This is a genomic window from Paraburkholderia unamae (genome assembly GCF_003268775.1).
Taxonomy (GTDB): Bacteria; Pseudomonadota; Gammaproteobacteria; order Burkholderiales; family Burkholderiaceae; genus Paraburkholderia; species Paraburkholderia unamae.
The window spans coordinates 61,887-88,071 of the sequence record NZ_QLSU01000038.1 but is presented as its reverse complement, the minus strand read 5'-3'; the positions used below and the strand labels follow the sequence as shown (position 1 = coordinate 88,071).

Here is a 26,185-nt window from a genome sequence, read left to right as displayed (position 1 = left end):
GAGAACACCGGCTGGTTGTCCTCGCGCTTGAGGAACACGGCGTTGCGCAGGCGCGCCGAGAGGTTCGGGGCGCGTTCGAGTTCGGTCTCGCGGGCCGCATCGTACACGCGCGCCGTGAGGATCTTCCTGAGATAGCCGTTCTCGTCCGGTCGGGTCTCGGTGGTTTCTTTTGCCTGGGCGGCGGGACGGCTTTGGTGCACCTGCATGACGGCTCCTGTACAGACTTTCGTTTTGACCAGGAGGCGGAAACAAAAAACCCGCCTCGTGGGGCGGGTTGTTGTCGCTGCTGCCAAACGTGCGCTAACCCACCATTCGTTGAATGGTGCGAATAATCAGCGCAATCGAGAAAAGGCCGCAGTTCATCTCGTTAAGAATGACCTGGCGTTGTGGGCTTGTCAATTGCCTGAATCAGGTTGTCCGAAGCGAACTACAATTTACGTATTGTTTAATACGATTTATTCGGAACGCCAGCGAGCTCAAGCCAAACGCCACAAAAAGCGTGTTTCAACCCTCATCCGGGCACTCGTCATCGTGAAACATTCTAGAAAACGAAATATAACCTATTGATTTGAATAGATTAATGCTTTCGTTCAATTTGGTGGGCCTTGTTTCACGGATTCGACCCTGCTGCGCCGCTTTCGCCGTATACGCAGCTGGGGATCGATAAAAAAGGGCGTACGACGACGCCCTGCCCCGCTCTCACGGGCAACGGCACACGAGAAGCGATCAAGCCGCGTCGGATGTGTCCATTTCGGAGGCCCACTGCTCGACGACGGCCTTCACGCGCTCAGCCAAGCGCTGCTGATCCACTGGCGCGATGCCCTTCAGGCTCAATTCCGCGCGGCCGTCGCCGAACAACTTCAACTCGCCCAGCGCGACACCATCGGGACGATTGAACTGGACGCGCGACTGGTAATGCGTGCGGCGCGGCCCGACGCGACGCGCGCCCGCTTCGGCCGAAGCCGCCGCTTCGAGCTTGCGCACGCTCGCCTTCCCTTCGATCACCTGCTGGAGCCAATGCTCGGCGACGCTCGCGCCTGCCCGATCGAAGATCAGCTTGATGTTGTAGGCGTGTCCGAGCCCAATCTCCTTGCGGTTCTGTGCCATCCGCTGAAGCAGATACGGCGGCAGGGACGTGAGCGCAATCACCTTGCTGATGTGCTTCGGGTCCTCGCCTACGGCCACGCCCAGTTCGACCTGATCGACATAGACGCGATCGTCGAGCAGTTTCTTCCACGCGAGCGCGTCATCGAAGACCGTCTGCTCCTCGCGCTCCTTGTTGGCGTGGTAGGCGCGCAGATACAGGTTTTGATTGTCGAGGCCTTCGCGGACATCAGCATCGATGTACTTGTCGCCGCGCGAGCGGGCGGCGCGAATCCGTCGCTCGCCGTCGACGATGACATACTGGCCAGGGAACGCCGCGAGTTTCGTGACGAGGATTGGCGTGATCTGCCCTTGCGCGGCAAAGCTCTCGGCCAGCTCGTCGATCGTCTCGGCGCTGTAGAACGCGCGCGGATTGTACGGATTGGAGACGACGTCTTCGACGGGAATTTTCCGAACCGCATGCAAAGTCAGCAGCGCGTCGCCGCTTTCAACGGGTTCGGGAGCCGGCGGGGCCTCAGGGCTTGCCGTCCCGGCGTCGCGCTGCGCGATATTCACGACATCGGCCTCGGCGAGACGCTCACCGGCCGAAACGCGTTCCGCCGCCATCCCCGCGCGGACCTTGCTGGTGAAATTGAGCTTAGCGGCCATCGACTACCTCCTCTTCCACTTCCTGAACCAACGCGATGATCTCGTTGTAGAGCGCGCTGACCTCGTCCTTTGCGACTTTTGCCCCGCGAATACCGCGCACGTCGAAAACGGTGCGACCCAACGCCGCCGTTTGGCGATAGAGCTCGCGCTGCTTGATAGTGGACGTAAACACGTGGACGTTGCTCTCGGCGAGGATGGCGCTCATCTGCGTGTGCAAGAGCGTCTTCGAATTAGCCTTATTCAGCAAAATTGCAAATTTTCCAGCAGGATTGGCAATACGGGTGCGCTCGACCAGTTCCATCATCCCTTCGCTACTCCAGATATCGATCGGCGATGCGTCGGTTGGGATGACGGTGGCGTCGGCCACGGCGAGCACGCGCGCCGTCGTGAGATCGTTGATATTAGGCGGACAGTCGACGATGACGACATCGTAGTCGTTGGCCAGTGCGGCAATCTCCGGGCCAATCATCTTTTCAAGCTTATGGATGCTGCCAACGCGGAACGGTAGAGGTGTTTCGGGACCGGCTGCCGCGCACCAGCTCATGCATGATTGCTGGCCGTCGGCGTCGGCCACATAGACTTTGTAGCCCTCCGACTGAAATGCCCCAGCCAGATTCATGCTGGTGGTGGTTTTGCCAACCCCACCCTTTTGGTTCGCTACGGCTATCACGAGTCCCATTCGATTCTCCATGCAATGTTCAACGGCGGATCGCCTCCCGGGGCACTCTCCACGTGGAGACTCCAGCAAGTCATTCGGGAGTCTAACGGCTACTTAAAGTAAATTCTAGGATTTCCGTCTCACGCGTTGCCAGATCACAACCAAATAGCTAAACGGACAAGGTTTTGGCGATGTGGAACACTGTCGTGATCTGCGGGAAACACGCGATTTTCGTTCGAGTGAGGATGGAGAGACGTGAGTCTCCACGTGGAGATCGCGTGGTCAGGAGAGGCTGCGGCTGCTTCCACATACACTACGTCGGTCCCATCGTTGCACGGGCGTTTGATACTCGCGTGATGACTGCTCACGGTAGATCCGGCAATTGCGATCGGCGCAAGCGTAAAAACCGCAGACTGTCGGGCGAATGGCCTATGCGACGTTCTCCACGTGGAGATTCTGATTTCTGGTCGCGCCGGTCAGCGGGACAAGACACAGACGTCTAGGAGATTGAGGCCGGTGCGTATGCGCTCGAGAGTCACGAGTCTCCACGTGGAGACTCGCGGAGTTCTCAGTTGATTGGTCAATCTTGGCGGGGCCGCAGGTCGGGGATTTGAAGCGAGTAGTCGGTCTGCCACGGAAAGTCGGTGCTCGAATTCTTCACAGTGCGAGCCGAAGGACACGTCGAAGCCCATGCATCGAAATGGCCAACGCCATCATCAATTGGCAAGATGTGCGACAAGCCATCAGCCATCCCGTGGTGCGACATGATCGATTGAATCTCCACGTGGAGATCGCAGCACATGTCGCGCGCATCGTCACCGAGTCGAAGGGCAAATGGCTAGCGATCGAAGGTGCATCTGAGTGCCCCAAGGACTACCTCCGGGACAAAGGGCCCTGATCGGGAAATGACGACGAAATCGCAAAATCCAGAAAATCAAATTTAACTACGATCTCTTGATTTTTATATTTAGCTAAATTCAACAGCGAATTCCCGCTGTCCGAACCCACGCAGCGGCACTCGAAAAAAAAGGCGGCCTAAGCCGCCTTCTTACCTTACGTCCAACTACTTCACTCGTCTCGCGTCTTCAAAGCCAGTTCAACATCCCCTGCGCCCAGACCGTCACCGCCCGTCGGCGCCTGCTGACCGCTCAGGAGGAATTCGAGCAGGTCGGCGGCAGTCGGTTGGCCCCAGGTGTCGAGCACCACCCAACGGAAGAAGTTGGTCGATGCCATCTTGCTCGGCACCTTCGCCGTCGAGACCTTGAGCTTGTCCATCCCGACCGTTTCGTTATAGCGCTTGATCAGCGCAGTCTGGTCGTCGTACTCGAGTTCATTGAAGTACGCACGCGCTTCGTTGATCTTCGCCGCGATGTACCGATCCTTGACCTGATCCTGGCTTTCGCGCGCGCGGCCCGCATCCGCGGCAGCGCCCGGCGTGTTCGCGCCGGGCAACTGGTAACCCTGCATCAGCGCCTTGCGGAAATACGCGGCAACGTTCGCGAGCGGCGCCGCGTTTTTCTGCGCGACGCGCGCCGCCGTATAGGCCACCGCCGTACGAATTTTTTCGTCGCCGTACTGCTTGAGCAGGCGCCGCGCCTCGGAAACCGGAATGCTGAACTTCGACATCTCGCCGATCAGCAGCGTATCGTTTGCCCGCATCTCCTGAGACGGATCGGTCTCCGGCTTGCGGGCCACGCGAAATTGCAGAGCGACGACGGAGCGTCCGACCTTGTGCTCGATGAGCTCGAACGTGTGATCGGAAATCTCATTGACCTCCTTGATGCACGGCACCAGCACACGGCTCTTGAACTGCTTGTACAGCTTGTACGACTGCGCCGAGGTGTCCTGTCCGAGGATCAGGTCACGTAATGTCGCGAGCGGAAACCGTGCAGTCACGCCCACGGCTTCGTAGCGAACGACGTTCTCCCAGAGGGCGAGCGAATGCGCTTTCCTGAATTGCCGCGTGATGCGCATGTCGATCATCGCGTAAATTTCAGGGTTGAGCAGCTCGCCGCGGATCTGCTCGGAGAAGGTATAGCGCAGCACCGAACGTTCGAGTTCCGCGCCCGCGAGCAAACCGGAAGCCTTCCAGATGCTGCGCTTGTCCTGCGTGAGATAGTCCCAGTTGACGACCGTGCTGATGAGCGAGTTGATCGTTTCCTTGACGTACTCGGTGTTGTTGCTGTTCAGATCGACGTCCTGCGAAAGGGCGGAAATCGTGATCTCAAACGACGAGCGGCCGGATTCAAGGGAATCCTGGCGAATGGCGTTCTTGATGAGCGAACTGAACATCTTGCGCTGCTGCAAGCTGATCGACCCGGACTTCGGTGCGATATGAATCGCCGGGACGGCCTTGCGGAACAGATCAGGCGGCTGGCCTTGCTGGAATAAGAGTGCACCTTGTTTGTCGGCGTCGCCGGCGTCGGCCTTTTTTCTTGCCATATGACCCACGTTGAAAGGGAACCTGGTCGGTTGGTAACTGTATACCAACCGACCAGGTGACTCAAGCCCGCAAGCACAATCGTGATGCGACACGACACCCGGACGCAAAAAGATTGACAGCCGCAGAGAGCCCAAGGGAGCGCCGACGCTTCAGAACCTTGAAACACCGGTCTCAGCGAGTATGGCGAAGGATCCCATACCCGGTTACCAAAGTACCGCCAAGCCTTTGAATTGATCCCATAACCGGTAACCTTGACGAAGAATGTGAGTGCTCACTTTCTAAAAAAACGCCAATAGGTTACCGTCTATGGGGCTTTACAGCATGTCGTTCAGCTCGATCCCGAATCCCGCTTCATCGGTCCACGTGACCACCTTCAGCACCCATAACAGGTGACCTGACGCGTTTCCCATAACTGGGTACCTCACGATAGGCAACCGCGTTCTCCCGGGAGACGGCGCTCACGATTGGGCACCATAACCGGTGACCAAAGCAGCATCCCATAACCAGTTACCCAAGATTCGGCACGTCCCCCATGGTCAAAGCTCTCAAAGGAAGCACACATCAACGGAAGTTGGGACCTATTCGCCCCTCACCGTGAAAACCACCATATCCGGCTACCAAACGGAATTCCCATAAAGAGTGACCTGATTACCGCAGTCCGACGCTCGGGAGAGCCTTCGCGTCGCCAAACGCTCCCATAAAGCGTGACCCTGAGTGGCTCCCATAACCGGCTACCTGAGCGCGAAACTGCCGGTTTTCCCATAGCGAGAGACCTTCTCCCCATATCCACAACCCGTAAACCCCATGCCCGGCTACCGAAGCCCCATATCCACAACCCCAAGCTCCCATACCCGGTACCGCAAATCCCATAACCCACCACCAAATCGGTCGCAAAGCCTTGCCTGGTAAGGGTTTCAGTCTCCTAAAGGTTTACTAAAGTTGTTAAAGCGTAAAAGGTAAACACTGAAACACGCGTCCGATGAGAAAGACGTCTCCCAAAACCGGAGACCTTAATGCATGTGAGTGGTCACCAACCGCTACGGTCCCATTGCTGGCTACCTTCGCGACGGAGCAAGGCTTTCCGGGCACCATAGCTTGTCACCAAAGCATGCACGCTCTCATGTGACAGATTCAGTAAACCGGATAACACAATGATTTATTTGAAAAACTTCATCGAAGGGTTCCGGTTATGGGAAGAAACGCGCTGAAACGGTAACCGGTTATGGGAACGACCTCCCACCACGATGCAGATCCCAGGCGCCAGCAACCCGCTTGGCAAAGGTAGCATCAGCACCCGGTCTCATGGTCGCTCGGTACCTGAGCCTAGAAAAAGCGGGCAACGCGAGCTTGCTTCCCCCATACCCGGTTACCCATCGCAGGTCACCGAATATGGGAGCGCTCAAAGGTCGCCACTGAACGACCATACAAAGGTGCACTGCACAAAAAGCCAGCGGTGACCTGGAACGCGCGCACGACGCAACCTTAATCCTCGCCAGCCGGCAAGTTTGCGGCCGCCGCCGTGTGCTGGGGCGAGCAATCGCTGCGGTAGACGGCCGCGAGACGCTGCTGGGCGGCCTCGATATCGGCGGGATAGTTTTCGTCCTCGGCGTGCGGCTCATAGCCCACCGCTTCGAGCTCCTTGAGTTCCCTCATGAGGTCTGCATGAGTGACCTCATGTGTCTCCTTGACGAACGGGTAGCTATGGCATTCCTGCGGCGTGAGATGCGGCGCGGCAAACGCGCTGACGCTCAACGCTCCCACAAACGGTACCCATGCGAACTTCAGCCATGACTTCACGATCGACTCTCCTTTTGATGAACCCGCAACGACATGAAAGGCGTGCAAGCACGCCGACTTCGAATGACAGCGGATTCGAGAATAAGAAGGTGACCGCGCCGGATCGAACTCAGCGGCATGAAAGATGGTTCATCTGTGCGATGAACCTGCCGCGCGCCACTTCGCGTTCATCCGCATTGACAATGCTGACAGGTGCGCGTCAACCACCGGTAAGAAGATGACCCGCTCTTCATCGTCGTGATGCCGTTGTGTCGGGAGCGCCCCACTATGATTGCCGGGCACGGGTGCACTGGCGCTCGTCGGTTCGCCGTCGGGCAGACCATTCCTTGCCATCGGGGGTAGCCATGTCAGTCAACGAGATCGCGGCGCGCGCACGTAGCGCTGCCTCACGCATGCCGACGTTGCGCGCGCGAGGCGCGTCATGAACCTGCCGGGCTGGGTCACGGCAGGACGCGGCTTGTTCGTCCCGGCGTCGGCGCGCGCGGCGCCGGACACACGGGAGTTCGGCCGCGACCACTGGCAGACCACCACGTTTCGCTGGTTCACCGCCTATGCGGCCATCTTCTCGCTGGCCTTCATGGCCTTGCTTGGCGTGATCGAATACTCCGTGACGCGCGCGATGCTGCGGGAAACCGACAGCGGCCTGCGCTGGCAACTGCGCTATTTCGACTCGCGTGACGACGCCGCGCTCGTCAACGCCATCGACACGCGTCTCACCCGCCCGAACCGGCGCGAGAACTTCTATGGCTTGTTCGCGCCGGACGGCCGCTGGCTGGCAGGCGACATCCGCGTCATGCCCACGGGTCTCGCGCTGGGCGGCCATGGGCGCTCGCACGAACATACGACCGGCCAGACGCTGATGCTCGATCTTGGTGCGCCCCGCCCGCCGCTGCGGGCCATGGCCGAGATTCGCGCCGACGGCGCGCGTCTCGTCGTGGCGCGCACGCTCACCGACGTGCGCCATGTCCACGGTGAACTGATGAAGGCGCTGATCGGCGGCGGGCTGCTATGCCTCGCCGGCAGCCTGTGCGCCGGCCTCGTGCTGAGCATGCGGCAGATCCGGCGCGTTGCGCAGATCAAGCGCGCGACGGGCCGCATCGCAAGCGGCGACCTCGCGATGCGGCTGCCCGTGGCCGGGCGTGACGAACTGGACATGCTCGCGCATCTCGTGAACCGCATGCTCGACGAAGTCGAGCGCCTGATGGGCGAGGTGAAGGGCGCGTGCGACGGCATCGCGCACGACCTGCGCACGCCGCTCACGCGGCTGCGTCTGCGCCTCTCGCACGCCGCCGACACGGTGGCGCGTCGCGGCGAGCCGGGCATTGCGGGCGTGCTCGTCGCGGCGCGCGAGGAAGCCGACGCGGTGCTCAATCGTTTCTCTGCACTCCTGCGCATTTCGGAGATCGGCGCAATCGATCGCCGCAGCGGCTTCGAGCACGTCGCGCTGCCCGAACTCGTGCACGAACTCGGCGATCTCTATGCGCCGCTTGCCGAGGAAAAGGCCATCTCCATGCACGTCGTTGTGGCGCAGGCGCCGCCGATACACGCCGATCGCGCGTTGCTTTTCGAAGCGTTCAGCAACCTGCTCGACAATGCCATCAAGTTCGCGCCGCATGGCGGCGAAGTGCATGTCGAACTGCGGCGTGTCGAACTGGGCGCCAGTGAGACCGGCGCCCAGTTCGTCGTGTCCGATAACGGCCCCGGCATTGCGCCCGGCGAGCGCGCCGCGGTGCTCGCCCGCTTCTATCGCGGCGAGCGCACCCGCCACCTGCCGGGCACGGGCCTCGGACTCGGCATCGTTGCGGCGATCGTGCGCCTGCATGACTATCGCCTCGCCATTGGCGACGCGCATCCGGGAGCGATCATGTCGATCGACTGCTGGACGCATCGCGCCTGAGCGGGGCGCGGCACCGATGCGAGTCCTGCTGTGTTCGTCCTCCGACACCGAGCGACACTATCTCTACAAGGCGTTGAGCGAGAGCCTGAACAGCGTCGAGGTTGCCGATAATCTCGACTACGCGGTTTATCTTGCCGCGCACGAGCCGTTCGACACGGCCTTCCTGTGCGCGGCGGGCCCCGACGCCCATGCCGGCATCGGCGCGGCGCTTGCGACCTTGGCCGGGCTGCCCGACGCGCCCGCGATCGTCGTTGCGCTCACACGCGCCACGCCTGCCGATTGCGCGCGCCTGTTGCGCGCGGGCGCCGATGCGTGCTTCGTGCAGCCGTGGTCGATCCTCGAAATCCAGGAACGCATGCTCGCGCTGCGCCGCGGCGCGCTCGTCCACGCGGGCACGCCGCTCGTGCGCCTCGACCCGCTCACGCGCGACCTCGTGGAAGGCGCGCACCGTGTTCCTCTCACCACGCGGGAATATCTGCTGGTGGAATGCCTGCTGCGTCACACGGGCGCGCCGGTCGCGCGCGAACAGTTGATCCGCTATGCGTGGCCCGAGAAGGGCGACGTCGAGCCTTCGAGCGTGAACCTCGTCGTGTCGCGCCTGCGGCGCAAGCTGGAGGCGCATGGCGCGCACGCGCGCGTCGAGACGGTCAACCGCTACGGCTATCAGCTCGACCTGTATGCACGCGAGGCGCCCGGCGAGCGTTCCGGCCCCTGCCAGACATCGGTTTAAGTCGGCATAAGTCGGCATAAGTCGGTGTAATGCGCGCGTAAGCACCAAAGCCCCCGCTGTGCGGGGCTGTATTGCCGTTGCAAACTTAAACTTAATTTCATGAAAGGAATCGCGGCGTGGAGTGAGTGCGACGGTAAACTTGAGGCTCTTGAAGAGTCGTGCCGCCGGCGCGACGGAGTGCGAGGAAGATGAGTCAGGTGCGCGTTTTGACGGTGGAGGACGACGCTGTCACAGCCAGCGAGATCGTCAGCGAGCTGACGCAGCGCGGCTTCGCCGTCGAATGGGTCGATAACGGCCGCGACGGCATGGCGCGCGCGATGAGCGACGAATACGACGCCATCACGCTCGACCGCATGCTGCCGGGCGTGGACGGCCTCTCGATTCTCACGGCGATGCGCACGGTCGGCATACAGACTCCGGTGCTGATGCTGAGCGCGCTCGGCGACGTGGACGAGCGTGTGCGCGGCCTGCGCGCGGGCGGTGACGACTACCTCACCAAGCCCTTCGACCCCGAAGAACTCACCGCTCGCCTCGAAGTCCTGCTGCGCCGCCGCCAGGCCGCGAGCGTCGCGCGCGAGACGGCGCTGAGCGTCGGTCCCCTCGAACTCGACCTCATTTCACGCAAGGTGCGCCGCGACGGCGAAGAAGTCGCGCTGCTGCCCACCGAGTATCGCGTGCTCGAATTCATGATGCGCCACGCGGGCAAGACCATCACCCGCACGATGCTGTTCGAAGCGGTATGGGGCTACCACTTCGATCCGGGCACCAACCTGATCGACGTGCACATGGGCCGCCTGCGCAAGAAAATCGATCCGCCGGGCGTGCCGCCGCTCATCCAGACCGTGCGCGGCTCCGGCTACATTCTCGGATAAACCGCTTTGTCGAACCGTCCTTCCTCCGCCGCGCCTTCGCAGTTCCGACGGCGCTGGCATACCACGACGTTTCGCTGGCTGTGCGTCTACACCGCGCTGTTCGGCATCGTTCTCACCCTGCTGGTCGGCTTCATTGCGTGGACCGCGAGCGCCACGATCGAGCGCGACGCCGACTCCATCATGGCCTGGCAGCTCATCTATTTCGATTCGATTCCCGATGCGCAGCTACCCGAGGCGATCTATCAGCGGCTCGAACACGAGCGCATGCACGTCAACTATTGCGGTCTCTTTACGGCCGACGGCCGTTATGTTGCGGGCGACCTGCTCGAGCCCCCGCCGCACCTCACCTATACGCGCGAAGGCAGCACGCACGCCCACACCATGAAGCTGCTCGACCGCGACGTATCGCCCGTGGTGCGCGCAATGGGTGAAGTGCGGCCGAGCGGCATGCGCCTTATCGTCGCGCGCGACATGACGAGCGTGCTGCGCATCCGCAAGATCGTGGTGCGCACGCTGATCGCGGGCGCGGTGGTGGCGCTGCTCGCGGCCGTCGCGAGCGGGCTCGTGCTCGGCATGCGCCAGATCCGGCGCGTGCGCGAGATTCGCCGTGTGACCGAATGCATCGCGCGTGGCGATCTCGACCGGCGTTTGCCCGTGGGCGGCGACGACGAACTCGACATGCTCGCCCACCTCGTGAATCACATGCTCGACGAAGTCGAGCGCCTGATGGGCGAAGTGAAGGGCGCGTGCGACGGCATCGCGCACGACCTGCGCACGCCGCTCGTGCATCTGCATACGCTGCTTGCGCGCGTGGCCGAACGCGAAAGCGTGCGCGCCGACGGCGAGGGCGCGGCGCTCATGGAGCGCGCGCGCACCGAAACCGGCCAGTTGCTCGAACGCTTCCGGGCGATGCTGCGCATCTCCGAGATCGGCACGTTGCAGCGCCGCGGCGGCTTCGCGACCGTCGACCTTTACCAGCTCGTGCAGGAACTCGCCGAACTCTACGAGCCGCTGGCTGAAAGCCGCGACCTCGAATGGCGCATCGCGGCCGAGCCCGTCGCCGAAATTCATGGCGACCGCGCGCTGCTGTTCGAGGCGTTCAACAACCTCATCGACAACGCCATCAAGTTCGCGCCGCAAGGCGGCGTGGTGAGCATCACGCTGCGCTCCACGCCGCTCGGTCCGCTGCTCGAGGTGGCCGACAACGGTCCGGGCATCGCGCCCGGCGAGCGCGCGGCCGTGCTGCAACGCTTCTATCGCGGCGACACGGTGCGCCATATCGCGGGCTCGGGCCTCGGGCTCTCCGTCGTGGCGGCCGTGATGCGCGTGCACGATTTCACGCTGCGCATCGACGACGCGCGCGATCTCACGCGCGCCGCGCAGCATGGCGCAGGCAACGAGGGCGGTGATGGCGGTGAGGGCGGCCCCGGCACGCGCATGAGCGTGGAGTGCTGGCCGCGCTCGCTCGCGTAAAGCGTTCCTGAAGCTCCCCCTGTTGATCGACCGGACCACGAGGTCATGCGCATACTTCTGATTGCCCCGCCTCACGCCGAGGGTGCGTGGCTGCAAAAGGCGTTGCAGGAAAGCGCCCATAGCCTGCAACGCGCCGACGACCTGCGCGATGGCCTGTTCGTCGCGGGCGAGGAGCCGTTCGACGCGGTGATCGTCATGGCGCTCGATGGCGCGCTGCTGCCTACGCTCCACGGCATCCTTCCCGGACTCGTGGACGTGACGGGCGGGGCGACCCTCATCGCCGTGCTCGGCATCGAGGCGAGCGCGAGCGAGCGCTCGAAGCTGCTGCGCATGGGCGCCGACGCGTGCTTTCGCTATCCGTTCTCGTTCATCGAAATGCATGAGCGCCTGCTCGCGCTGTTGCGCACCACAGCGGCGTGCGGCGGCGGGGTGCAGGGTATGGCACCCGTGGCGCCCGCGAGCGGCTCCCAGCCGCCCCAGAACGTCCCGCAACTCGATGCGGGCACGCGGGAGATCGTGGAGGGGGAACGCCGCGCCGAACTCACGCGCCGCGAGTACCTGCTGGTCGAGTGCCTGCTGCGCCAGGCCAACACGCCGGTGCCGCGCGACCAGATGATCCGCTACGCGTGGCCCGAGAAGGACGAGATCGATGCCTCGACCGTGAATCTCGTCGTCTCGCGCCTGCGTCGCAAGCTCGAACGCGAGGCGATCGAAACGCGCATCGAGACCATCAGCCGCTACGGCTATCAACTGACGATTGCCTCCACGGACTGATCGTCGCTCTGAGGTAACCGTTTGTGGGAACCGGTTACCTGTCGCCGGTTGGATACAGCGGTTTGCATACGTCAAACGAACCAACGGCACGCTCGCGGCGTGCCGTTGGTGACCTGCTTTGTTGGCCTGTCAGTCTTCGGATGCGCCCGGCCAGACGCCACGGGCGGCGTGCTCAGTGCGCGTAGAGCGTGGAGTTCAGGTAGGCGAGCTGGCCATCCTGCTCGGCCTGCACGAGTTCGTGATACACCTCGGCGCGCGTCTTCTCATGCACCGGTTCCCCATAAGGGGGTACCCAACCGCCAGGCGCGACGGTGGGCGCCGTGTTGTTCGACGCTACCTGCGTGGCCGCGGCGGGCTGGCTGGCCAGCGACCCGGCGGCCGTTGCGGTGCTTTGCGCGAAAGCGGACGTGGCGGTGACGGCGCCGGCGAGCGCGGCGATGATCATGAGAGCCTTCATGTGACTATTCCTCCGGTAATGACATTGGTGAGCCGGTTAGCGAATGCGATGTGTCGCATCCCGGTATGAGAAGAATAGTTAGGTCAGCATATCGAACCCGATGCAGGACGATGAAGAAATGTTTATCGAACTGCGAGGATTCGGCGAAAAGAAAAACCCCGCGCGAAGGCGGGGTTCGTGAGGCGCTCTACAAGGCAACTTATAAGGCAATCTACAAGGCGATCAGGAGGCCGCCTTGTCCTTGTGCTCTTTGTACAGGTCCTGCGTGCTCCAGCCGCCGCCAATCGCCTGTATGAGGCCCACGGTGGCGTCCAGCCGCCGCGTGTCCAGTTCGAGCGAGGCGATCTGCGTGGAGAGTTCGGTGGTCTGCGCCGTCACCACGTCGAGGTAACTCACCACGCCGTCGCGATAGCGCGACATGGAGAGCGTGAGCGTGCTTTGCGCGGCCGTAAGCGCCTCGTCTTCGCGCTGCGCTTCGTCACCGAGATGATGCAGCAGCGCGAGGTTGTCCTCGACCTGCTGAAACGCGTTGAGCACCGTGGCCTTGTACTGCGCCCCGTTCTCGGCGAGCTTCGCCTGCGCGCCGTGCACGATCGCGGTGCGGCGGCCGCCGTCGAAGATCGTCATCATGAGCGTGGGGCCGATCGACCACATCTCGTTGGGCGCGACGATCCACGGCGAGAACGTGTCGCTCTGGAAGCCGCCGTCGAGCCCGAGCGAGAGATCGGGGAAGTACGCCGCCTTCGCCACGCCGATCTGCGCGTTGGCGGCGGCCACGCGCCGCTCTGCCGCGGCGATGTCGGGCCGCCGCTGCAACAGCGCCGAGGGCAGCCCGGCAGGCAGATTCGGCAGATGCGGGCGCAGCGTGTCGGGCGCGACGTTGAACTGCGACGCCGGCACGCCCACGAGCGTCGCGATGGCATGCTCGTAGAGCGCGCGGCGCGCGCTCACGTCATCGGCGGCGGCCTGGGCCGAGGCGAGTTGCGTTTGCGCGCGCGAGACGTCGAGCGACGAGGCAATGCCGCCACGATGGCGGCTCTCGGTCAGCTCCAGCGCATGGCGATAGGCGGCGATGGTGTCGTCGAGCAGCTTCGACTGCTGGTCGAGCCCGAGCAGATCGAACCAGGTGGTCGCGAGCTTCGCTTGCAGGCTCAGTTGCAATGAGGCGATATCGGCTTCGCTCGCCGTGCTCGACGCCTCGCCCGCCTTGACCTCGTTGCGCACCTTGCCCCACAGGTCGAGGTCGTAGCCAATGCCCACGTCGAGCGTGTTCGAGTCGTACACGTTCGGCTGGCCCGAGCCGCGCAGCGGGCGCAGCGCCGACTGGCGCACGCGCGAGACATTCGCCTCGGCGCCAATGGTCGGCAGCAACGCCGAGCGCGCCTGCGCGACGAGCGCATCGGCTTCGTCATGGCGCGCGAGCGCGGCGGCGATATCCGGGTTGGCCTTCGCGACCTGCGGTTCGAGCTGGTTCAACACGGGGTCGTCGAAGGTGCGCCACCAGCCGTCGCGCGGCATGTGGTCGGAGGGCTGCGCCGTTTGCCAGTCGCCCGCCTCCTTGAAGTGCGTCGGAAGAGCCGTGGCGGGCGCGTGATAGGTGGGCGCGAACGAGCATGCCGAGAGCACGAGCGCCGCTGCCAGCGCCACGGCGCGCAACGTGTGCGTATGCATGGACCGCTTAACCATGCGCACGCTCCGCGTCGTGCACCGCCGCCGTCTGCGTGGATTGCGCACCCGGCGCACCCGGTGCGTTGGCCGAGGCGAGCCGCACGAGGTCGCCGCTCGCGAGCGAATCCGGCGGATTGTCGATCACGCGCTCGCCCGCGTGCAGGCCCGACGTGATTTCCACGCGCGTGCCGAGATCGGTGCCGATCGTCACGTCGCGCAACTGGACGTGACGGTTCGCGTCCGCCACGGCCACCTGCATGCCGTGCGCGCGGAAGATCAGCGTGCTCGCGGGCACGAAGAGCGCGTGCGCGTCGCCCGGCATCGCGAGATGGACTTCGGTGTATTCGCCGGGGAAGAGCATGCCCTGCTTGTTGTCGACGGCGAGCTGCACGAGCATCGTGCCCGAGGCCGGCGAGATCGACTGGTCGGTGTCCACGAGCTTCGCGTCGAACTTGATGCCGGGGCGCTCGGGCACGGTGAGCGTGGCGTGCATGCCCGCCTTGATCGAGGCGGCGTCGCTCTGCGGCACGCTCACGTATACGCGCAACTGGCTCGCGTCGGACACGGTGAACAGCTCGGGGCCGCTGCCGCTGCCCGCGTCGATCAACGCGCCCACGTCGGTCTTGCGCGCGGTGACGACGCCGTCGAACGGGGCCGTGAGGCGCTTGAACGATTCGAGCGCTTCCAGGCGCCGCACGTTGGCCTCGTTCGCTTCAACGGTGGCCTGCTTCGCGATCAGGTCGGACGTCTTTTCGTCGGCTTCCTGCTGCGAAACCGAGTCCTGCTTGAGCATCTCGGTCCAGCGCTTTGCCGTGGTGGCGGCGAGCTTCTCGTTGGCCACCGAGTTTTGCAGGTCGGCGCGCGCTTGTTGAAGCTGCTGATCGAGGTCGGGCGTGTCGATCACGCCGAGCAACTGGCCCGCCTTGACGTGCGTGCCGATATCGGCGTACCACGCATGCAGGTAGCCCGAGACGCGCGCATAGATCGGCGCGTTGATATAGGCGGCGAGGCGGCCGGGCAGCACGAGCGGCTCTGAAGCGGGGCTCGCCTGCGGCAACACGGTGGCGACGGTGGGAATGGCCTGCGCGTCGGTCCACGTGGCGAGTTCCTGGTGCGCGTGCACGCGGCTGAATACGCCACCGGACACGATGCCGGCCGCCACCATCAGCGCGACGGCGGCAGCGGATTTGAGGTGACGCAGCGGCTGCGGCGAGGCGATGTCGACTTCAGTGGACATGGGATTCTCCCGTTTCGAGGGCGGTGTGTTCCGTGGATGATTCGGTATGCTTGCTATCGTCGCGATGGCCGTTGTCGCGCCTGTGCACGAGGCTGAACACCACGGGAACGAACAGCAGCGTGGCGCAGGTCGCGCAGATCAGGCCGCCGATCACGGCGCGTCCGAGCGGCGCGTTCTGCTCGCCGCCGTCGCCCATGCCGAGCGCCATCGGCGCCATGCCGATGATCATGGCGAGCGCGGTCATGAGCACGGGGCGAAAGCGCGTGAAGCCCGCTTCGAGCGCGGCGCGCATGGCGTCGCCGGTAGCGGCCAGCCGCTCGCGTGCAAACGACACCACGAGAATGCTGTTCGCCGTCGCCACACCCATGCAGAGAATCGCGCCGGTGAGCGCCGGCACCGAAAGCGGCGTGTGCGTGGTGAAGAGCATCCAGACGATGCCCGCGAGCGCGGCGGGCAGGGCGCTCACGATCACGAACGCATCGCTCCACGAGTGGAAGTTCACGACGATCAGCAGATAGATGAGCAGCACCGCGCCCGCGAGGCCGAGCAGCAGGCCGGTGAATGCGCTGTTCATCGTTTGCACCTGGCCGCGCATCGTGACCGTGGAGCCCTTGGGCAGATCCTTCGCCGTGGCGTGGATCACCTTGTTGATCTGCGAGGACACGGCGCCCAGATCGAGGCCCTGCGTGGTCGCGTAGATGTCGTAGAGCGGCTCGATGTTGTAGTGCGAAACCACCGCGTCGCTCACACCGCGCGTAATTGTGGCGATGCCGCCAAGAATTTGCGAGCCGCCGCTTTTGCCCGTCACCGGCAGGTTTTGCAGGTCGGAGAGCGTGGTCATGCGGTACTGCGGCGTTTGCGCGACGATCGGATAGGACACGCCGTTGTTCGGATTGAGCCAGTAAGTGGGCGACACCTGGCTCGTGCCCGACAGGCTGGCCACCACCGAATTCGTCACGTCCTGCTCGGTGATGCCGAGTTCGTCGGCGCGCGAGCGGTCCACGGCAACCGTGAGCTGCGGATAGGTCGAAGCCTGCTGGATGCGCGGGTCGGCAATGCCGGGAATGCGGCTCATCTTGTGCAGCAGTTCGTTTGCGTAGACCTTGTTCGCGGCCTGGTTGGGACCGCTCACCTGCACGTCGATCGGCGCAGGCGCGCCGAAGTTGAGGATCTGGCTCACGATGTCGGCCGGCAGGAACGAGAACGTCGTGCCGGGAAAGCGGCGCGGCAGTTCCGTGCGCAACTCGCGCACGTATTGCGCCGTGGGGGCATGCGACTTCGCCAGCGAGATGAGGATGTCGCCGTCCTGCGGCCCGATTGTGCCGCTGTTGTTGTACGTGAGGTTGATACCGCTATTTGGCAGTCCGATATTGTCGATCACGTTGTCGAGCTGATCGCGTGGAATGGCTTCGCGAACGGTGTCCTCGATGTGATCGAACAGGTCGGCGGTCTCCTCCACGCGTGTGCCGATCGGCGCGCGCACGTGCAGCGCGATCTCGCCGGAGTCGATATTGGGGAAGAAGTTGCGGCCCAGGAACGGCGTGAGTGCGAACGAGAGCGCGACCACGGCAAGAAAGCCCACGACGAAGCGGCGCCGGTTCGTGAGCGCGAGGCCGAGCACCACGCGATAGCCCGCGCGCACCTGCTCGAAGCGGTGCTCGAAGCCGCGCTGGAAGCGCACGAGCGGATTGCGCGAAGCCGGCGCGTGGTCGTGCGCGCCATGCGGCGCCATCACCGCGGCCAGTTCGCCCGAGGCGTGACCTTGCGAAGCGTGCGGCTTGAGCAGATAGCGCGCCATCATCGGCACGAAGGTGCGCGAGAGCACGAACGAGGCGATCATCGCGAAGATCACGGCTTCGGCCATCGGCACGAACAGGAAGCGCGCGATGCCGTCCAGCAGCAGCATCGGCACGAACACGATACAGATGCAAAGCAGCGAAACGAGCGCAGGCGCGACGATTTGCGCAGCGCCGTCGAGGATCGCGCTGCGTACGTCCTTGCCCTGTTCCAGGTGCCAGTTGATGTTTTCGATCGTGACGGTGGCGTCGTCCACCAGTATCCCCACCGCGAGCGCGAGACCGCCGAGTGTCATCACGTTGAGGGTTTCGCCGCATGCGGCGAGCCCCGCAATCGCGGCGAGCACGGCGAGCGGAATCGAGGCCGCGATAATGAGCGTGGAGCGCCAGCTGCCGAGAAAGAGCAGGATCATGGCCGAGGTCAGTGCAGCGGCGATCAGGCCTTCGCGCGCCACGCCGCTCACCGCGCCTTTCACGAACACCGACTGGTCGGAGAGCGCGACGAGCTTCAGGCCCGGCGGCAGCGACTGCTCGATGAGCGGCAGCTTCGCTTTCACACCGGCGATGATGTCGAGCGTCGAAGCCGAACCGTTCTTCATGATGCTCATGAGCACGGCGCGGTGGCCGTCCACGCGCACGATGTTGGTCTGCGGCGGGTAGCCGTCGCGCACGTGGGCGACGTCGCGCATGTAGATCACCGCGCCGTCCACCGTCTTGATGGGCAGGGCGTTGATCTGGTCGATCGTGAGCGGGCTGTTGTTCAGCCGCACGTTGTATTCGAAGCGGCCGATCTTCTGCGTGCCCGCGGGAATGATCTGGTTCTGTTGCGCGAGCGCGTTCGCCACGTCCTGCGCCGATAGTTTCTTCGCTTGCAGCGCCTGCGGATCGAGGTCGATCTGCACTTCGCGCACCTTGCCGCCATAGGGCGTGGGAATTGCCACACCCGCCACCGAAAGCAACTGCGGGCGAATGAAGTTGGTCGCGTAGTCGGCAAGCTTCTGCTCGTCGAGCGTATTGCTCGTGAGCGCGAGTTGCAACACCGGCACCGTGGAGGCGTTGTAGTTGAGAATCTGCGGCGGCGTGGTGCCGGGCGGCATCTGCTTGAGCACCGTTTGCGAGACCGAGGTGACCTGCGCGGTGGCCGTGCGGATATCGACCGTGGGCTGGAAGAAGATCTTCACGACGCCAAAGCCGCGAAACGATTGCGACTCGATATGCGCCACGTCGTTGACGGTCGTGCCGAGCGTGCGCTCGTAATAGCTGACCACGCGGCCCGCCATGTCGTCGGGCTGCAAGCCCGCGTAGTTCCACACGACACTGATGACGGGAATGCGGATGTCGGGAAAGATATCGGTTGGCGTGCGTAACGCTGCGAGCGGGCCGGCTATCAGGATCAAGAGGGCCAGCACGATGAACGTATACGGTCGGTTCAAGGCCAGCCGGACGATTTTCAGCATCAGAAGGGGCTCCGTTCAGAACATCGGCGCCGGCTGCGCGCCACATTGGGTGCAGCCGACGCCGGTATTGTGTCGGGCGTGTCCTAACATCCGGGAGCCATCCAAATGAAAGAATATTTAAGTGCGAGTCGTGCTAATTCAATAAAAAGGAATACGAAATGATGACGGAAGAATGACATATCCGCGGTACTGCGTTTTACGTCAACCGAGCAGATAACCCGAGCCGCGTATCGTGCGGATGAGCGACGGCTGGCCGGGCATGTCTACGCGGTTGCGCAGGCGTCCCACGTGCACGTCCACGAGATTGGTGCCGGGGTCGAAGCGCCCGCCCCACACGCCTTCGAAGATCATCGTGCGCGTGAGCACCTGCCCGGCATGACGCATCATGAATTCGAGCACGCGCAGCTCCGTGGGCCGCACGCGCAGCACCTTGTCGCGACAGGTGAGCCGACGCTTGACGAGATCGAATTCGAGCGGCCCGACGTGCAGCACGGTTTCGGTGGTGGCGGGGCGGGTGCGGCGGCGCACGAGCGCCTCCACGCGCGCGGACATCTCGTCGATCGAGAACGGACGCGTGAGGTAGTCGTCGCAACCGGCGCGCAGGCCCTGGATGCGTTCCTCGACGCCCGTGGTCGAGCTCATCACGATCACGGGCGTTTCGATGCCTACGCCGCGCATGGTGGTGACGATCGTGAGGCCGTCGAGATCGGGCAGGCGTCGTTCGAGCGCGACGACGTCGTAGTCGCCTGCCATCACCATCGCGATGCCTTCGCGGCCGGAGCGGGCGACGTCGACGGTGAAACCGGTCGAAGCGAGCGTGGGCACGACGCTTTGCTCGGTAATCGCGTCGTCTTCAATGGTCAATATTCTGGGCATGGCCTTCCAGGCGTCGTGACGAAAAGAGCTTGCAACAGCGCTGAAAATGCGCGCGATCACGCAACCGCGCGTAGTGGCGCGGGCGCGGCGTAGGTCATGTGCTGTGCCGCACCCGCGCGGAACTGCTCGACGGCGAAGTCGATGAAGCTGCGGATCTTCATCGTGAGATAGTTGCGGCCGGAATAGACGATCGAGATGTGCTGCACTCCGCCATTGACGTCGAACGCGTTGAGCACGGGCAGCAACGCACCGCGCGCGAGATCGTCGGCGACGAGCGGCAGCGGCAGCAGCGCGATGCCCATGTCGGCGAGGGCGGCGGCGCGCACCGTGGCGTAGCCGTTGGCCGTCATCGGGCCGTTCACGCTCACACGCTGCACGCCCTCGGTGTTCGAAAATTCCCAGGCGCGCGGCGAATCGGAAATGGCGAGCAGGCCGTGTTCCCCGAGTTCGCCCGGCGTGCGCGGCACGCCATGACGCGCGAGCCAGGCGGGCGTGGCCACGAGTATCTCCTTGACCGAGGTGAGCTTGCGGCTCACGAGCGAGGCGTTCACGCTCTGGCGGTCGGTGGCGAAGCAGACGTCGAAGCCGCCTTCGATCAGGTCGATATGCGTGTCGTAGGCCGTGATGTCGAACTCCACACGCGGGTTGATCGCGCGGTAGGCGCCGAGCACGGCGGGCAGCCCGGAGCTCGCGAACACGGCGGGCGCGGCGATGCGCAGCACGCCGCTCGGGTCGCGCGTGGCGCGTACGAGTTCCGATTCGACTTCGTCGAGCTTTTCGATCACGGCGCGGCAGCCGTCCAGATAGAGGCGTCCGGCTTCGGTTAGCGAAAGGCTGCGTGTAGACCGATTCAGGAGGCGCATGTTCAGATGTGCTTCGAGCATGCCGACGCTGCGCGTCACAGCGGCGGCCGACATGCCGAGCTGCTTGCCGGCAAGGCTGAAGCTGCTCAGATCAACAACGCGCGTGAAAACGCGCATGGCTTGGAGCTGGTTCATAAGCGATGGTCCTTGCGGTGGCGCCGGCACGAGGACGAGCGCGGGCTTCGGCGCCGCGGGAAAGCGGCGTCGCCTCGCGCACGCTGCATGCGTGGCCGGGTGAGAAGAGGGGTTGCGCGGGCTACGCGCTCAGTTGGGCAACGCGTGCGCGTAGATTTGCGCGTCGTGTTGCGCGGCGGCTTCATGCGCCGTGAGCGCTGCCTTTAGCCGATGCACGCTTTCGGTTGGAATGGCGAAACCGGCCCAGCCAAGGCCGGTATGGCGCAGGAACACCACGGCGCCGTCAAAGAGCGGATTGCGTTCCGTGTACCAGCACGGATCGATTTCCAGCACGTATTGATGCGTGCGCAGCGGTTGCTCGGGCACCGCCGGGTGCATGGCCGCGCGCAGCTTGCTGAGTTCCTCGATGAGGCCGTCCACGTCGGCGGCGTCGAGCAGCGCGATCTGACCGTTGACTTTCACGCAGACCGAGTGCCGGCCGTATTCATTGACGAGTTCGATCGACATGGGCTTTTGCATCTTGCGTTCCTCGCAGTCCTGAAACTGGAAGGCATTATCGGTGCCCCATCGAAACGCATGTTTTAAGTTGCGGCACACTCCAGATGAAAACTAATTTAGAAAACGACAAGGCGTCCGCGCGGCATTGCATTGGCGCGCAGGCGCAGTGTTAATGTGGCGCTACGCCGCATGGCCATCGTTTCATGCGCCGGCAATGCGCTCATGGCTTATCAATGCTGTTTGCGCAATTCCGATGCGTGATTATTGCGCGCATCGGCGAGAAGCGCGGCAATGAAAAGCAGGATGCCGATGATTGCAACGGCCGTCGCAAATGCGCGGGCAACCTGCGCGCCGCTCGCATCCGGCCCGGCGAGCGCGAAGAACAGTCCGCCAATCAACGCAACGGCAAGCGCCGCGCTCACCTGCAAAACCGAGCTGACGAGTCCCGCAGCAAGACCCGACCAGCGCCGGTCCACGCATTCCACGTTGCGCCGCACGAGCGCGGGTAGCGCGACGCCTTGACCGAAACCGATCAAAAATAGCGGCGCTGTCAAGGCATGCGATTGAGCATCGTGAACAAGAATAGCAGTCCATATCAATCCGCAGCCTTCTACCATCATGGCTGCCGCCGCCGTGCGCGCGCCGAAGCGACGGACGAGCAGCGGGTTCACCAGCGGCCCGACCAGAAAGCCCACGCCCAGGGGCAGAATGCCCAGCCCGACTTCGAGCGGTGCGAGCCCGAGCGTACGCTGCACGTAAATCGCAAACATCATGAAAAACGGCGCGAGCGAATAGAAGAACAGCGTCGCGACGAGACCGCGCACGAGGCCGGGCGCACCGAATAGGGCGGGCGGCACGAGTGCGTCGCGCCCGGCGCTCGCCACGCGGCCTTCGTAGCGCCAGAAAAGTGCGAACAGCGGCGCGGCGCAGGCGAGCAGCGCCCACGTCCAGAGCGGCCAGCCGCGCTCGCGCCCTTCGATCAACGGCACGACGAGCGTGGTGAGGGCAACGGCCAGCAGAGCCATGCCGCCCAGATCGAGCTTCGCAGGATGATCGGACCGGCTTTCGCGTACGAGCCAGAACGCGGCGGGCGCGGCGACGATCACGACCGGCAGGTTGATGAGGAAGATGCTGCGCCAGCCAAGCCCCAATACGTTGGCTGAAACGAGCACGCCGCCCAGCGCCTGGCCCGCGACCGAAGCGATGCCATAAGCGGCGCCGAAAAGACTCAGCGCGAGCCCTTTCTGATGCGACGGAAAGAGTGCATGGATCGAGGCCAGCGCCTGAGGTGCCATGACGGCCGCCGCGCCGCCTTGCAGGATGCGCCCCGTCACCAGCGCCGCAGGCGAAGTGGCGAAGCCGCATACGGCCGACGCAGCGGCAAACGCGACGATGCCCACGAGGAAGATGCGGCGGCGGCCATAGAGGTCGCCGAGCCGCCCGCCCGTGATCAGGAAAATGGCGTAGGTCGCCGCGTAGGCCGAAATCACGAGTTGCGCAACGGCGGCGTTGGCGTGCAGACCGGCCTGCATCGAGGGCAGCGCGACGTTGACGATAAAGAAGTCGAGCGGCGGCAACAGCGTGCCCATCAACAGCACGGCAAGCGCCCACCAGGTACGCGCGCCGGCGCGCGCGGGGTGCAATTCCAGCGTCGAAGTGTTCATGATGCGACCTCAATTTGGGACTATTCAGTTCCGAATAAGCCAAAAAAACTAGCGAATAGCGTTCAGGGCGATTTCAGCGATCGCATCGATCGCCGCTTCGCCGCAATCGGTCTTGCCGAGCACGCGCATGCCTTCGATCGTGCAGAGCAGGAAGCGCGCAAGGTCCTGGGCGTTCTGGTCGGCAGCCAGTTCGCCTGCCGCCTGGCCACGCTCGATGGCGCCGGCGAGCAACGCCTGCATGCGCTCGAACATGCTCGTCACGCGCGTTTTCACCTGCGCGTCGAAGGGCAGGCACTCGGTGGCTGCGGCCGTGACAGGGCAACCCGCAAGCCCCTCCAGGCCCACAGAAAGCCTCACGTAATGCCGCAACGCCTCGCGCAGCGCCGTGCGCGCCGAGGCGTGCCGCAAGTTGCGCGTCAGCCGCGCGATCCCGCGTTCGGTGTAGAAGTCGAGCGCCGCGAGAAAGAGCTGGTGCTTGTCGCCGAACGCCTTGTAGAGACTGCCGCGCGAAAGCTGCGTGCCCTCGATCAGATCGGGTAGCGACGTTGCCGCGTAGCCGCGCGCGCGAAACACTTCGAGCGCGTTCTGCACGGCTTCCTGCTCGTCGAATTCGCGCGGTCGGCCGGGGCCGGAACGGGTTTCGGTTCTCATGCGCCAATTCTAGACCAATTGATTCCGAATTGCCGAAAAAAATCGCAGGGCCGACGCAGGTATCGACAAGGCATCGAGACTAAACATGCATACAGAATGAATTATATATGCGCTCAGAAATATCAATTGTTGATATTTGGCGCGCGTCGGTAATCTGGCTGCCACACCGTTCATCACCTGTATCACGCGACCGGCAACCCGCCCACCATGACCCGCACCGCGATCATCGAATGGCTGACGAGTTTTGTGCCGCATCCCGCCGCCCCGCCGTGGCGGGAGCGTGCGCGGCGCTGCGCGGGCGCGATGCTCGGCATCGCGTTCACGGGACTCGCGACCCATTTGCTGTTCGGCGCGGCCGGCGATATTCCGCTGCTCGTCGCGCCCATGGGCGCTTCGGCCGTGCTGCTGTTCGGCGCGTCGGACAGTCCGCTTGCGCAACCCTGGTCGATTCTCGGCGGCAACTTCGTGTCGGCGCTGGTTGGCGTGGCCTGCGCGCAGTGGATTGCCTCGCCGGTTGCGGCGGCCTCCGTGGCCGTGGCACTCGCGATCTGCGCGATGTTCCTGTGCCGCTGCGTGCATCCGCCCTCGGGCGCCGTTGCGCTTACCGCCGTGCTCGGCGGGCCGGCCGTGCATGCGCTCGGCTTTCATTTCGTGCTCGCGCCCATCGCCATCCAGTCGGTGGCATTGCTGAGCGCCGCGCTCGCGTTTCACGCGCTCACGGGGCACCGCTACCCGCGCGCCGCATTTCGTCCCACGCCGGAGGCCGCCGCCGCGCCGCTCGCCGCGATCGCGCACCCGCTGCTGGAGCCACTGCTGGAACCGCTCGACGTGCCGCGTAAATCGTTCGAACAACTAACCTGTGAGGAGATCATGTCGGCGCAGTGCCCTGCCGTGCCCGCGACGATGGGCGCGCACGCGGCGCGCGAAATGTTCCGCAGGCACGGCGCCTCCACGCTGCCCGTGGTCGACGCCATGGACCGCGTGGTCGGCATGGTCACGCATCACGCGCTCGGCGATCTTGCGCCGGCCGCTGGCTTCAGGCGTGTCTGGGGCGCGCTGCGCCGCGCGTTGCTGCGCGAGTCGGCGCGCGTGGAGGAAACGGTCGAGGCCGTCATGGCCGCGGGGGTGCACGCGGTGCATCGTGCAACGCCGCTCGCGCATCTCGTGCCGATCTTCACCGACCACGCGTACCACGACATCCCGGTGATGGATGACGCGCGGCGGCTGGTTGGCGTGGTGAGGCATTCGGACATGATCCGCTGGCTCCATCACCACGCCGGCGCGGCGCAACCCGCTGCTGCGGCGGGCTAGCTCACGTCACACCACGAACAGCAACAAGGCGAACACCGCATAGAGCCAGCCGACGTGCGTGAGTTGCCGGCTGCGCACGCTCGGCGCGCGGAAGGCCCATTGCAGGAACAGGATGGCGACCATGGTCGTCACGGCCGCGAGAATCGACGGCGTGGCGAGATGCCAGGGCGTGAAGAAGAGGCCGAACGCGGTGGGAATGGTGGCCTGAATCATCATCGCGCCGCTGATGTTCGCGAGCGCGAGGCGCTCCTTGCCCTGGCGCACCCAGATGATTGCGTTCATGATCTCGGGCAGTTCGGTGGCGATCGGGCTGAACAACAGCGCCGTCAACTGCGGGCTCAGGCCGAGCCACGGACCGACCTTGCCGATCTGTTCCACGAACAGGTGTGACGCGAGGAAGATCACCACGAGCGCGGCCAACGTCTGCAACACGATCCACACCATGGCCGGATTTTCGTCGCGCGGACGCAGCTTCAGCGGCTCCAGATCCCCTTCCACTTCGCCGCCGTCCTCGTCGGAGAGCTCCTTCCAGCAGTAGAGCGCGTAGGCCGCGAGGAACAGCACGCCCAGCACCGGCTTGAAGCTGAACAGCACAAGCCCGAGTGCGATTTTGGCCACGAAGATCGCAAGGAACCAGAGCTGGTCGCGGCGCAAGCGGCGCGTGTTGACGTCGACGGTGGCCGCGCGTTCGCGGCCCGCGCGCGCGGCCGTGGCGAGGAGCGCCACGCCCACGACGGCATATGCGATGGTGCTGAGCGCGAGCGGGCCGCCAATCGCGGCGCCCACGCCAATTTCCTTGTGCGCGGGGTCCCCGCTGAAGGCGACGGCGACAAGCGTGACGACGCTCTCGGGCAACGCCGTGCCGAACGCGGCGAGGATCGTGCCGGTGGCGGTTTGCGTGACCTTGAGCTTGTGGCCGAGCCACTCGACGCTATTGACGAAGAATTCGCACGACAAATAGATGATGCCGGCCGCGGCAATGAGCAGGGCGAACGTCAGGATCATGACGAGCGCTCCGTGGCGGCGATGCGGGAGGGGGGTGACGCGAAAAGCGGGGCGGAGCGAATCATCGTTAGCCGTTTATTTTGCGAGCCGGGCACCGAAACCATGACGCTTCCCTTCGCCCGGCCCGGGAGAAAGAGAAAACGTCATAGGTCTCGCCAGGCCGCGCGATCG

At 64.1% G+C, this 26,185-nt stretch carries 21 protein-coding genes and 1 pseudogene; 7 read left to right on the top strand and 15 right to left on the bottom strand.

Annotated elements, in window-relative coordinates; all coding sequences use genetic code 11:
• The 3 genes and pseudogenes from C7401_RS38750 to parA form a co-directional block, all read right to left on the bottom strand.
• A pseudogene (locus tag C7401_RS38750) lies at positions 1-206 on the bottom strand (threonine ammonia-lyase, biosynthetic); the annotation flags it as partial.
• Positions 207-726: 520 nt separating this feature from the next.
• Positions 727-1,752: a ParB/RepB/Spo0J family partition protein gene (locus C7401_RS38745; RefSeq protein WP_112177333.1), complete on the bottom strand. Its 1,026-nt coding sequence runs from the start codon at positions 1,750-1,752 to the stop codon at positions 727-729.
• On the bottom strand, positions 1,742-2,431 hold the full coding sequence (parA, locus tag C7401_RS38740) for a ParA family partition ATPase (RefSeq protein ID WP_112177332.1): 690 nt from the start codon (positions 2,429-2,431) through the stop codon (positions 1,742-1,744). The genes C7401_RS38745 and parA overlap by 11 nt, the downstream gene beginning before the upstream one ends.
• A 679-nt stretch (positions 2,432-3,110) precedes the next feature.
• On the opposite strand from parA, the gene C7401_RS38735 reads away from it, so the two are divergent.
• Entirely contained in the window at positions 3,111-3,308 is a 198-nt protein-coding gene (locus C7401_RS38735) for a hypothetical protein (RefSeq protein ID WP_112177331.1), read from the top strand.
• A gap of 170 nt (positions 3,309-3,478) precedes the next feature.
• Here the strand turns inward: C7401_RS38735 and C7401_RS38730 are convergent, their stop codons facing one another.
• The gene (locus C7401_RS38730; protein WP_112177330.1) at positions 3,479-4,852 is read right to left on the bottom strand and encodes a replication initiation protein; all 1,374 of its coding nucleotides are present in this window, start codon (positions 4,850-4,852) and stop codon (positions 3,479-3,481) included.
• 1,483 nt (positions 4,853-6,335) lie between these two features.
• A complete protein-coding gene (locus tag C7401_RS38725) occupies positions 6,336-6,650 on the bottom strand; it encodes a DUF4148 domain-containing protein (RefSeq protein ID WP_224043734.1) in 315 nt (104 codons plus the stop codon).
• 421 nt (positions 6,651-7,071) lie between these two features.
• Between C7401_RS38725 and C7401_RS38720 the strand changes: the two genes are divergently transcribed.
• The 5 genes from C7401_RS38720 (at position 7,072) to C7401_RS38700 (ending at position 12,396) form a co-directional block, all read left to right on the top strand.
• A complete protein-coding gene (locus C7401_RS38720; protein ID WP_112177329.1) occupies positions 7,072-8,547 on the top strand; it encodes a sensor histidine kinase in 1,476 nt (491 codons plus the stop codon).
• 16 nt (positions 8,548-8,563) lie between these two features.
• Complete coding sequence (locus C7401_RS38715; protein WP_112177328.1) at positions 8,564-9,277, top strand: winged helix-turn-helix transcriptional regulator; 714 nt, start codon at positions 8,564-8,566, stop codon at positions 9,275-9,277.
• A gap of 197 nt (positions 9,278-9,474) precedes the next feature.
• Positions 9,475-10,149 (top strand): response regulator transcription factor, encoded by a 675-nt coding sequence (locus C7401_RS38710; RefSeq protein ID WP_181565804.1) that lies wholly within the window; start codon positions 9,475-9,477, stop codon positions 10,147-10,149.
• A 6-nt stretch (positions 10,150-10,155) separates the two neighbouring features.
• Positions 10,156-11,622: a sensor histidine kinase gene (locus C7401_RS38705; RefSeq protein WP_112177326.1), complete on the top strand. Its 1,467-nt coding sequence runs from the start codon at positions 10,156-10,158 to the stop codon at positions 11,620-11,622.
• A gap of 45 nt (positions 11,623-11,667) precedes the next feature.
• Positions 11,668-12,396, top strand: a complete 729-nt coding sequence (locus tag C7401_RS38700) for a response regulator transcription factor (RefSeq protein WP_112177325.1) — start codon at positions 11,668-11,670, stop codon at positions 12,394-12,396.
• Positions 12,397-12,568: 172 nt separating this feature from the next.
• On the opposite strand, the gene C7401_RS38695 is transcribed toward C7401_RS38700, so the two are convergent.
• The 9 genes from C7401_RS38695 to C7401_RS38655 form a co-directional block, all read right to left on the bottom strand.
• Complete coding sequence (locus C7401_RS38695; RefSeq protein ID WP_112177324.1) at positions 12,569-12,853, bottom strand: DUF4148 domain-containing protein; 285 nt, start codon at positions 12,851-12,853, stop codon at positions 12,569-12,571.
• A 222-nt stretch (positions 12,854-13,075) separates the two neighbouring features.
• Complete coding sequence (locus C7401_RS38690; protein WP_373864482.1) at positions 13,076-14,539, bottom strand: efflux transporter outer membrane subunit; 1,464 nt, start codon at positions 14,537-14,539, stop codon at positions 13,076-13,078.
• The gene (locus tag C7401_RS38685) at positions 14,532-15,758 is read right to left on the bottom strand and encodes an efflux RND transporter periplasmic adaptor subunit (protein ID WP_112177322.1); all 1,227 of its coding nucleotides are present in this window, start codon (positions 15,756-15,758) and stop codon (positions 14,532-14,534) included. Before C7401_RS38685 ends, C7401_RS38690 begins: the two co-directional genes overlap by 8 nt.
• The gene (locus tag C7401_RS38680; protein ID WP_112177321.1) at positions 15,748-19,011 is read right to left on the bottom strand and encodes an efflux RND transporter permease subunit; all 3,264 of its coding nucleotides are present in this window, start codon (positions 19,009-19,011) and stop codon (positions 15,748-15,750) included. Before C7401_RS38680 ends, C7401_RS38685 begins: the two co-directional genes overlap by 11 nt.
• Before the next feature lie 201 nt (positions 19,012-19,212).
• On the bottom strand, positions 19,213-19,887 hold the full coding sequence (locus C7401_RS38675; RefSeq protein ID WP_112177341.1) for a response regulator transcription factor: 675 nt from the start codon (positions 19,885-19,887) through the stop codon (positions 19,213-19,215).
• A gap of 56 nt (positions 19,888-19,943) precedes the next feature.
• A complete protein-coding gene (locus C7401_RS38670) occupies positions 19,944-20,885 on the bottom strand; it encodes a LysR family transcriptional regulator (RefSeq protein ID WP_112177320.1) in 942 nt (313 codons plus the stop codon).
• Positions 20,886-21,014: 129 nt separating this feature from the next.
• The gene (locus C7401_RS38665) at positions 21,015-21,404 is read right to left on the bottom strand and encodes a hypothetical protein (RefSeq protein ID WP_112177319.1); all 390 of its coding nucleotides are present in this window, start codon (positions 21,402-21,404) and stop codon (positions 21,015-21,017) included.
• Positions 21,405-21,613: 209 nt separating this feature from the next.
• On the bottom strand, positions 21,614-23,047 hold the full coding sequence (locus C7401_RS38660; RefSeq protein ID WP_112177318.1) for an MFS transporter: 1,434 nt from the start codon (positions 23,045-23,047) through the stop codon (positions 21,614-21,616).
• A 48-nt stretch (positions 23,048-23,095) separates the two neighbouring features.
• Positions 23,096-23,698: a TetR/AcrR family transcriptional regulator gene (locus C7401_RS38655; protein WP_112177317.1), complete on the bottom strand. Its 603-nt coding sequence runs from the start codon at positions 23,696-23,698 to the stop codon at positions 23,096-23,098.
• A 207-nt stretch (positions 23,699-23,905) separates the two neighbouring features.
• On the opposite strand from C7401_RS38655, the gene C7401_RS38650 reads away from it, so the two are divergent.
• Positions 23,906-25,009 (top strand): HPP family protein, encoded by a 1,104-nt coding sequence (locus C7401_RS38650; RefSeq protein ID WP_112177316.1) that lies wholly within the window; start codon positions 23,906-23,908, stop codon positions 25,007-25,009.
• 6 nt (positions 25,010-25,015) lie between these two features.
• Here C7401_RS38650 and C7401_RS38645 read toward each other — a convergent pair whose 3' ends face one another.
• Positions 25,016-26,014: a sodium:calcium antiporter gene (locus tag C7401_RS38645; protein ID WP_112177315.1), complete on the bottom strand. Its 999-nt coding sequence runs from the start codon at positions 26,012-26,014 to the stop codon at positions 25,016-25,018.
• Between the last annotated feature and the right edge of the window lie 171 nt (positions 26,015-26,185).

Bases quoted from the DNA above. Each gene is read 5' to 3' on its own strand.
- C7401_RS38745 (WP_112177333.1), bottom strand. From the start codon at position 1,752: ATGGCCGCTAAGCTCAATTTCACCAGCAAGGTCCGCGCGGGGATGGCG.
- parA (WP_112177332.1), bottom strand. From the start codon at position 2,431: ATGGGACTCGTGATAGCCGTAGCGAACCAAAAGGGTGGGGTTGGCAAA.
- C7401_RS38735 (WP_112177331.1), top strand. From the start codon at position 3,111: ATGGCCAACGCCATCATCAATTGGCAAGATGTGCGACAAGCCATCAGC.
- C7401_RS38730 (WP_112177330.1), bottom strand. From the start codon at position 4,852: ATGGCAAGAAAAAAGGCCGACGCCGGCGACGCCGACAAACAAGGTGCA.
- C7401_RS38720 (WP_112177329.1), top strand. From the start codon at position 7,072: ATGAACCTGCCGGGCTGGGTCACGGCAGGACGCGGCTTGTTCGTCCCG.
- C7401_RS38715 (WP_112177328.1), top strand. From the start codon at position 8,564: ATGCGAGTCCTGCTGTGTTCGTCCTCCGACACCGAGCGACACTATCTC.
- C7401_RS38700 (WP_112177325.1), top strand. From the start codon at position 11,668: ATGCGCATACTTCTGATTGCCCCGCCTCACGCCGAGGGTGCGTGGCTG.
- C7401_RS38695 (WP_112177324.1), bottom strand. From the start codon at position 12,853: ATGAAGGCTCTCATGATCATCGCCGCGCTCGCCGGCGCCGTCACCGCC.
- C7401_RS38690 (WP_373864482.1), bottom strand. From the start codon at position 14,539: ATGGTTAAGCGGTCCATGCATACGCACACGTTGCGCGCCGTGGCGCTG.
- C7401_RS38685 (WP_112177322.1), bottom strand. From the start codon at position 15,758: ATGTCCACTGAAGTCGACATCGCCTCGCCGCAGCCGCTGCGTCACCTC.
- C7401_RS38680 (WP_112177321.1), bottom strand. From the start codon at position 19,011: ATGCTGAAAATCGTCCGGCTGGCCTTGAACCGACCGTATACGTTCATC.
- C7401_RS38675 (WP_112177341.1), bottom strand. From the start codon at position 19,887: ATGCCCAGAATATTGACCATTGAAGACGACGCGATTACCGAGCAAAGC.
- C7401_RS38670 (WP_112177320.1), bottom strand. From the start codon at position 20,885: ATGAACCAGCTCCAAGCCATGCGCGTTTTCACGCGCGTTGTTGATCTG.
- C7401_RS38665 (WP_112177319.1), bottom strand. From the start codon at position 21,404: ATGCAAAAGCCCATGTCGATCGAACTCGTCAATGAATACGGCCGGCAC.
- C7401_RS38660 (WP_112177318.1), bottom strand. From the start codon at position 23,047: ATGAACACTTCGACGCTGGAATTGCACCCCGCGCGCGCCGGCGCGCGT.
- C7401_RS38655 (WP_112177317.1), bottom strand. From the start codon at position 23,698: ATGAGAACCGAAACCCGTTCCGGCCCCGGCCGACCGCGCGAATTCGAC.
- C7401_RS38650 (WP_112177316.1), top strand. From the start codon at position 23,906: ATGACCCGCACCGCGATCATCGAATGGCTGACGAGTTTTGTGCCGCAT.
- C7401_RS38645 (WP_112177315.1), bottom strand. From the start codon at position 26,014: ATGATCCTGACGTTCGCCCTGCTCATTGCCGCGGCCGGCATCATCTAT.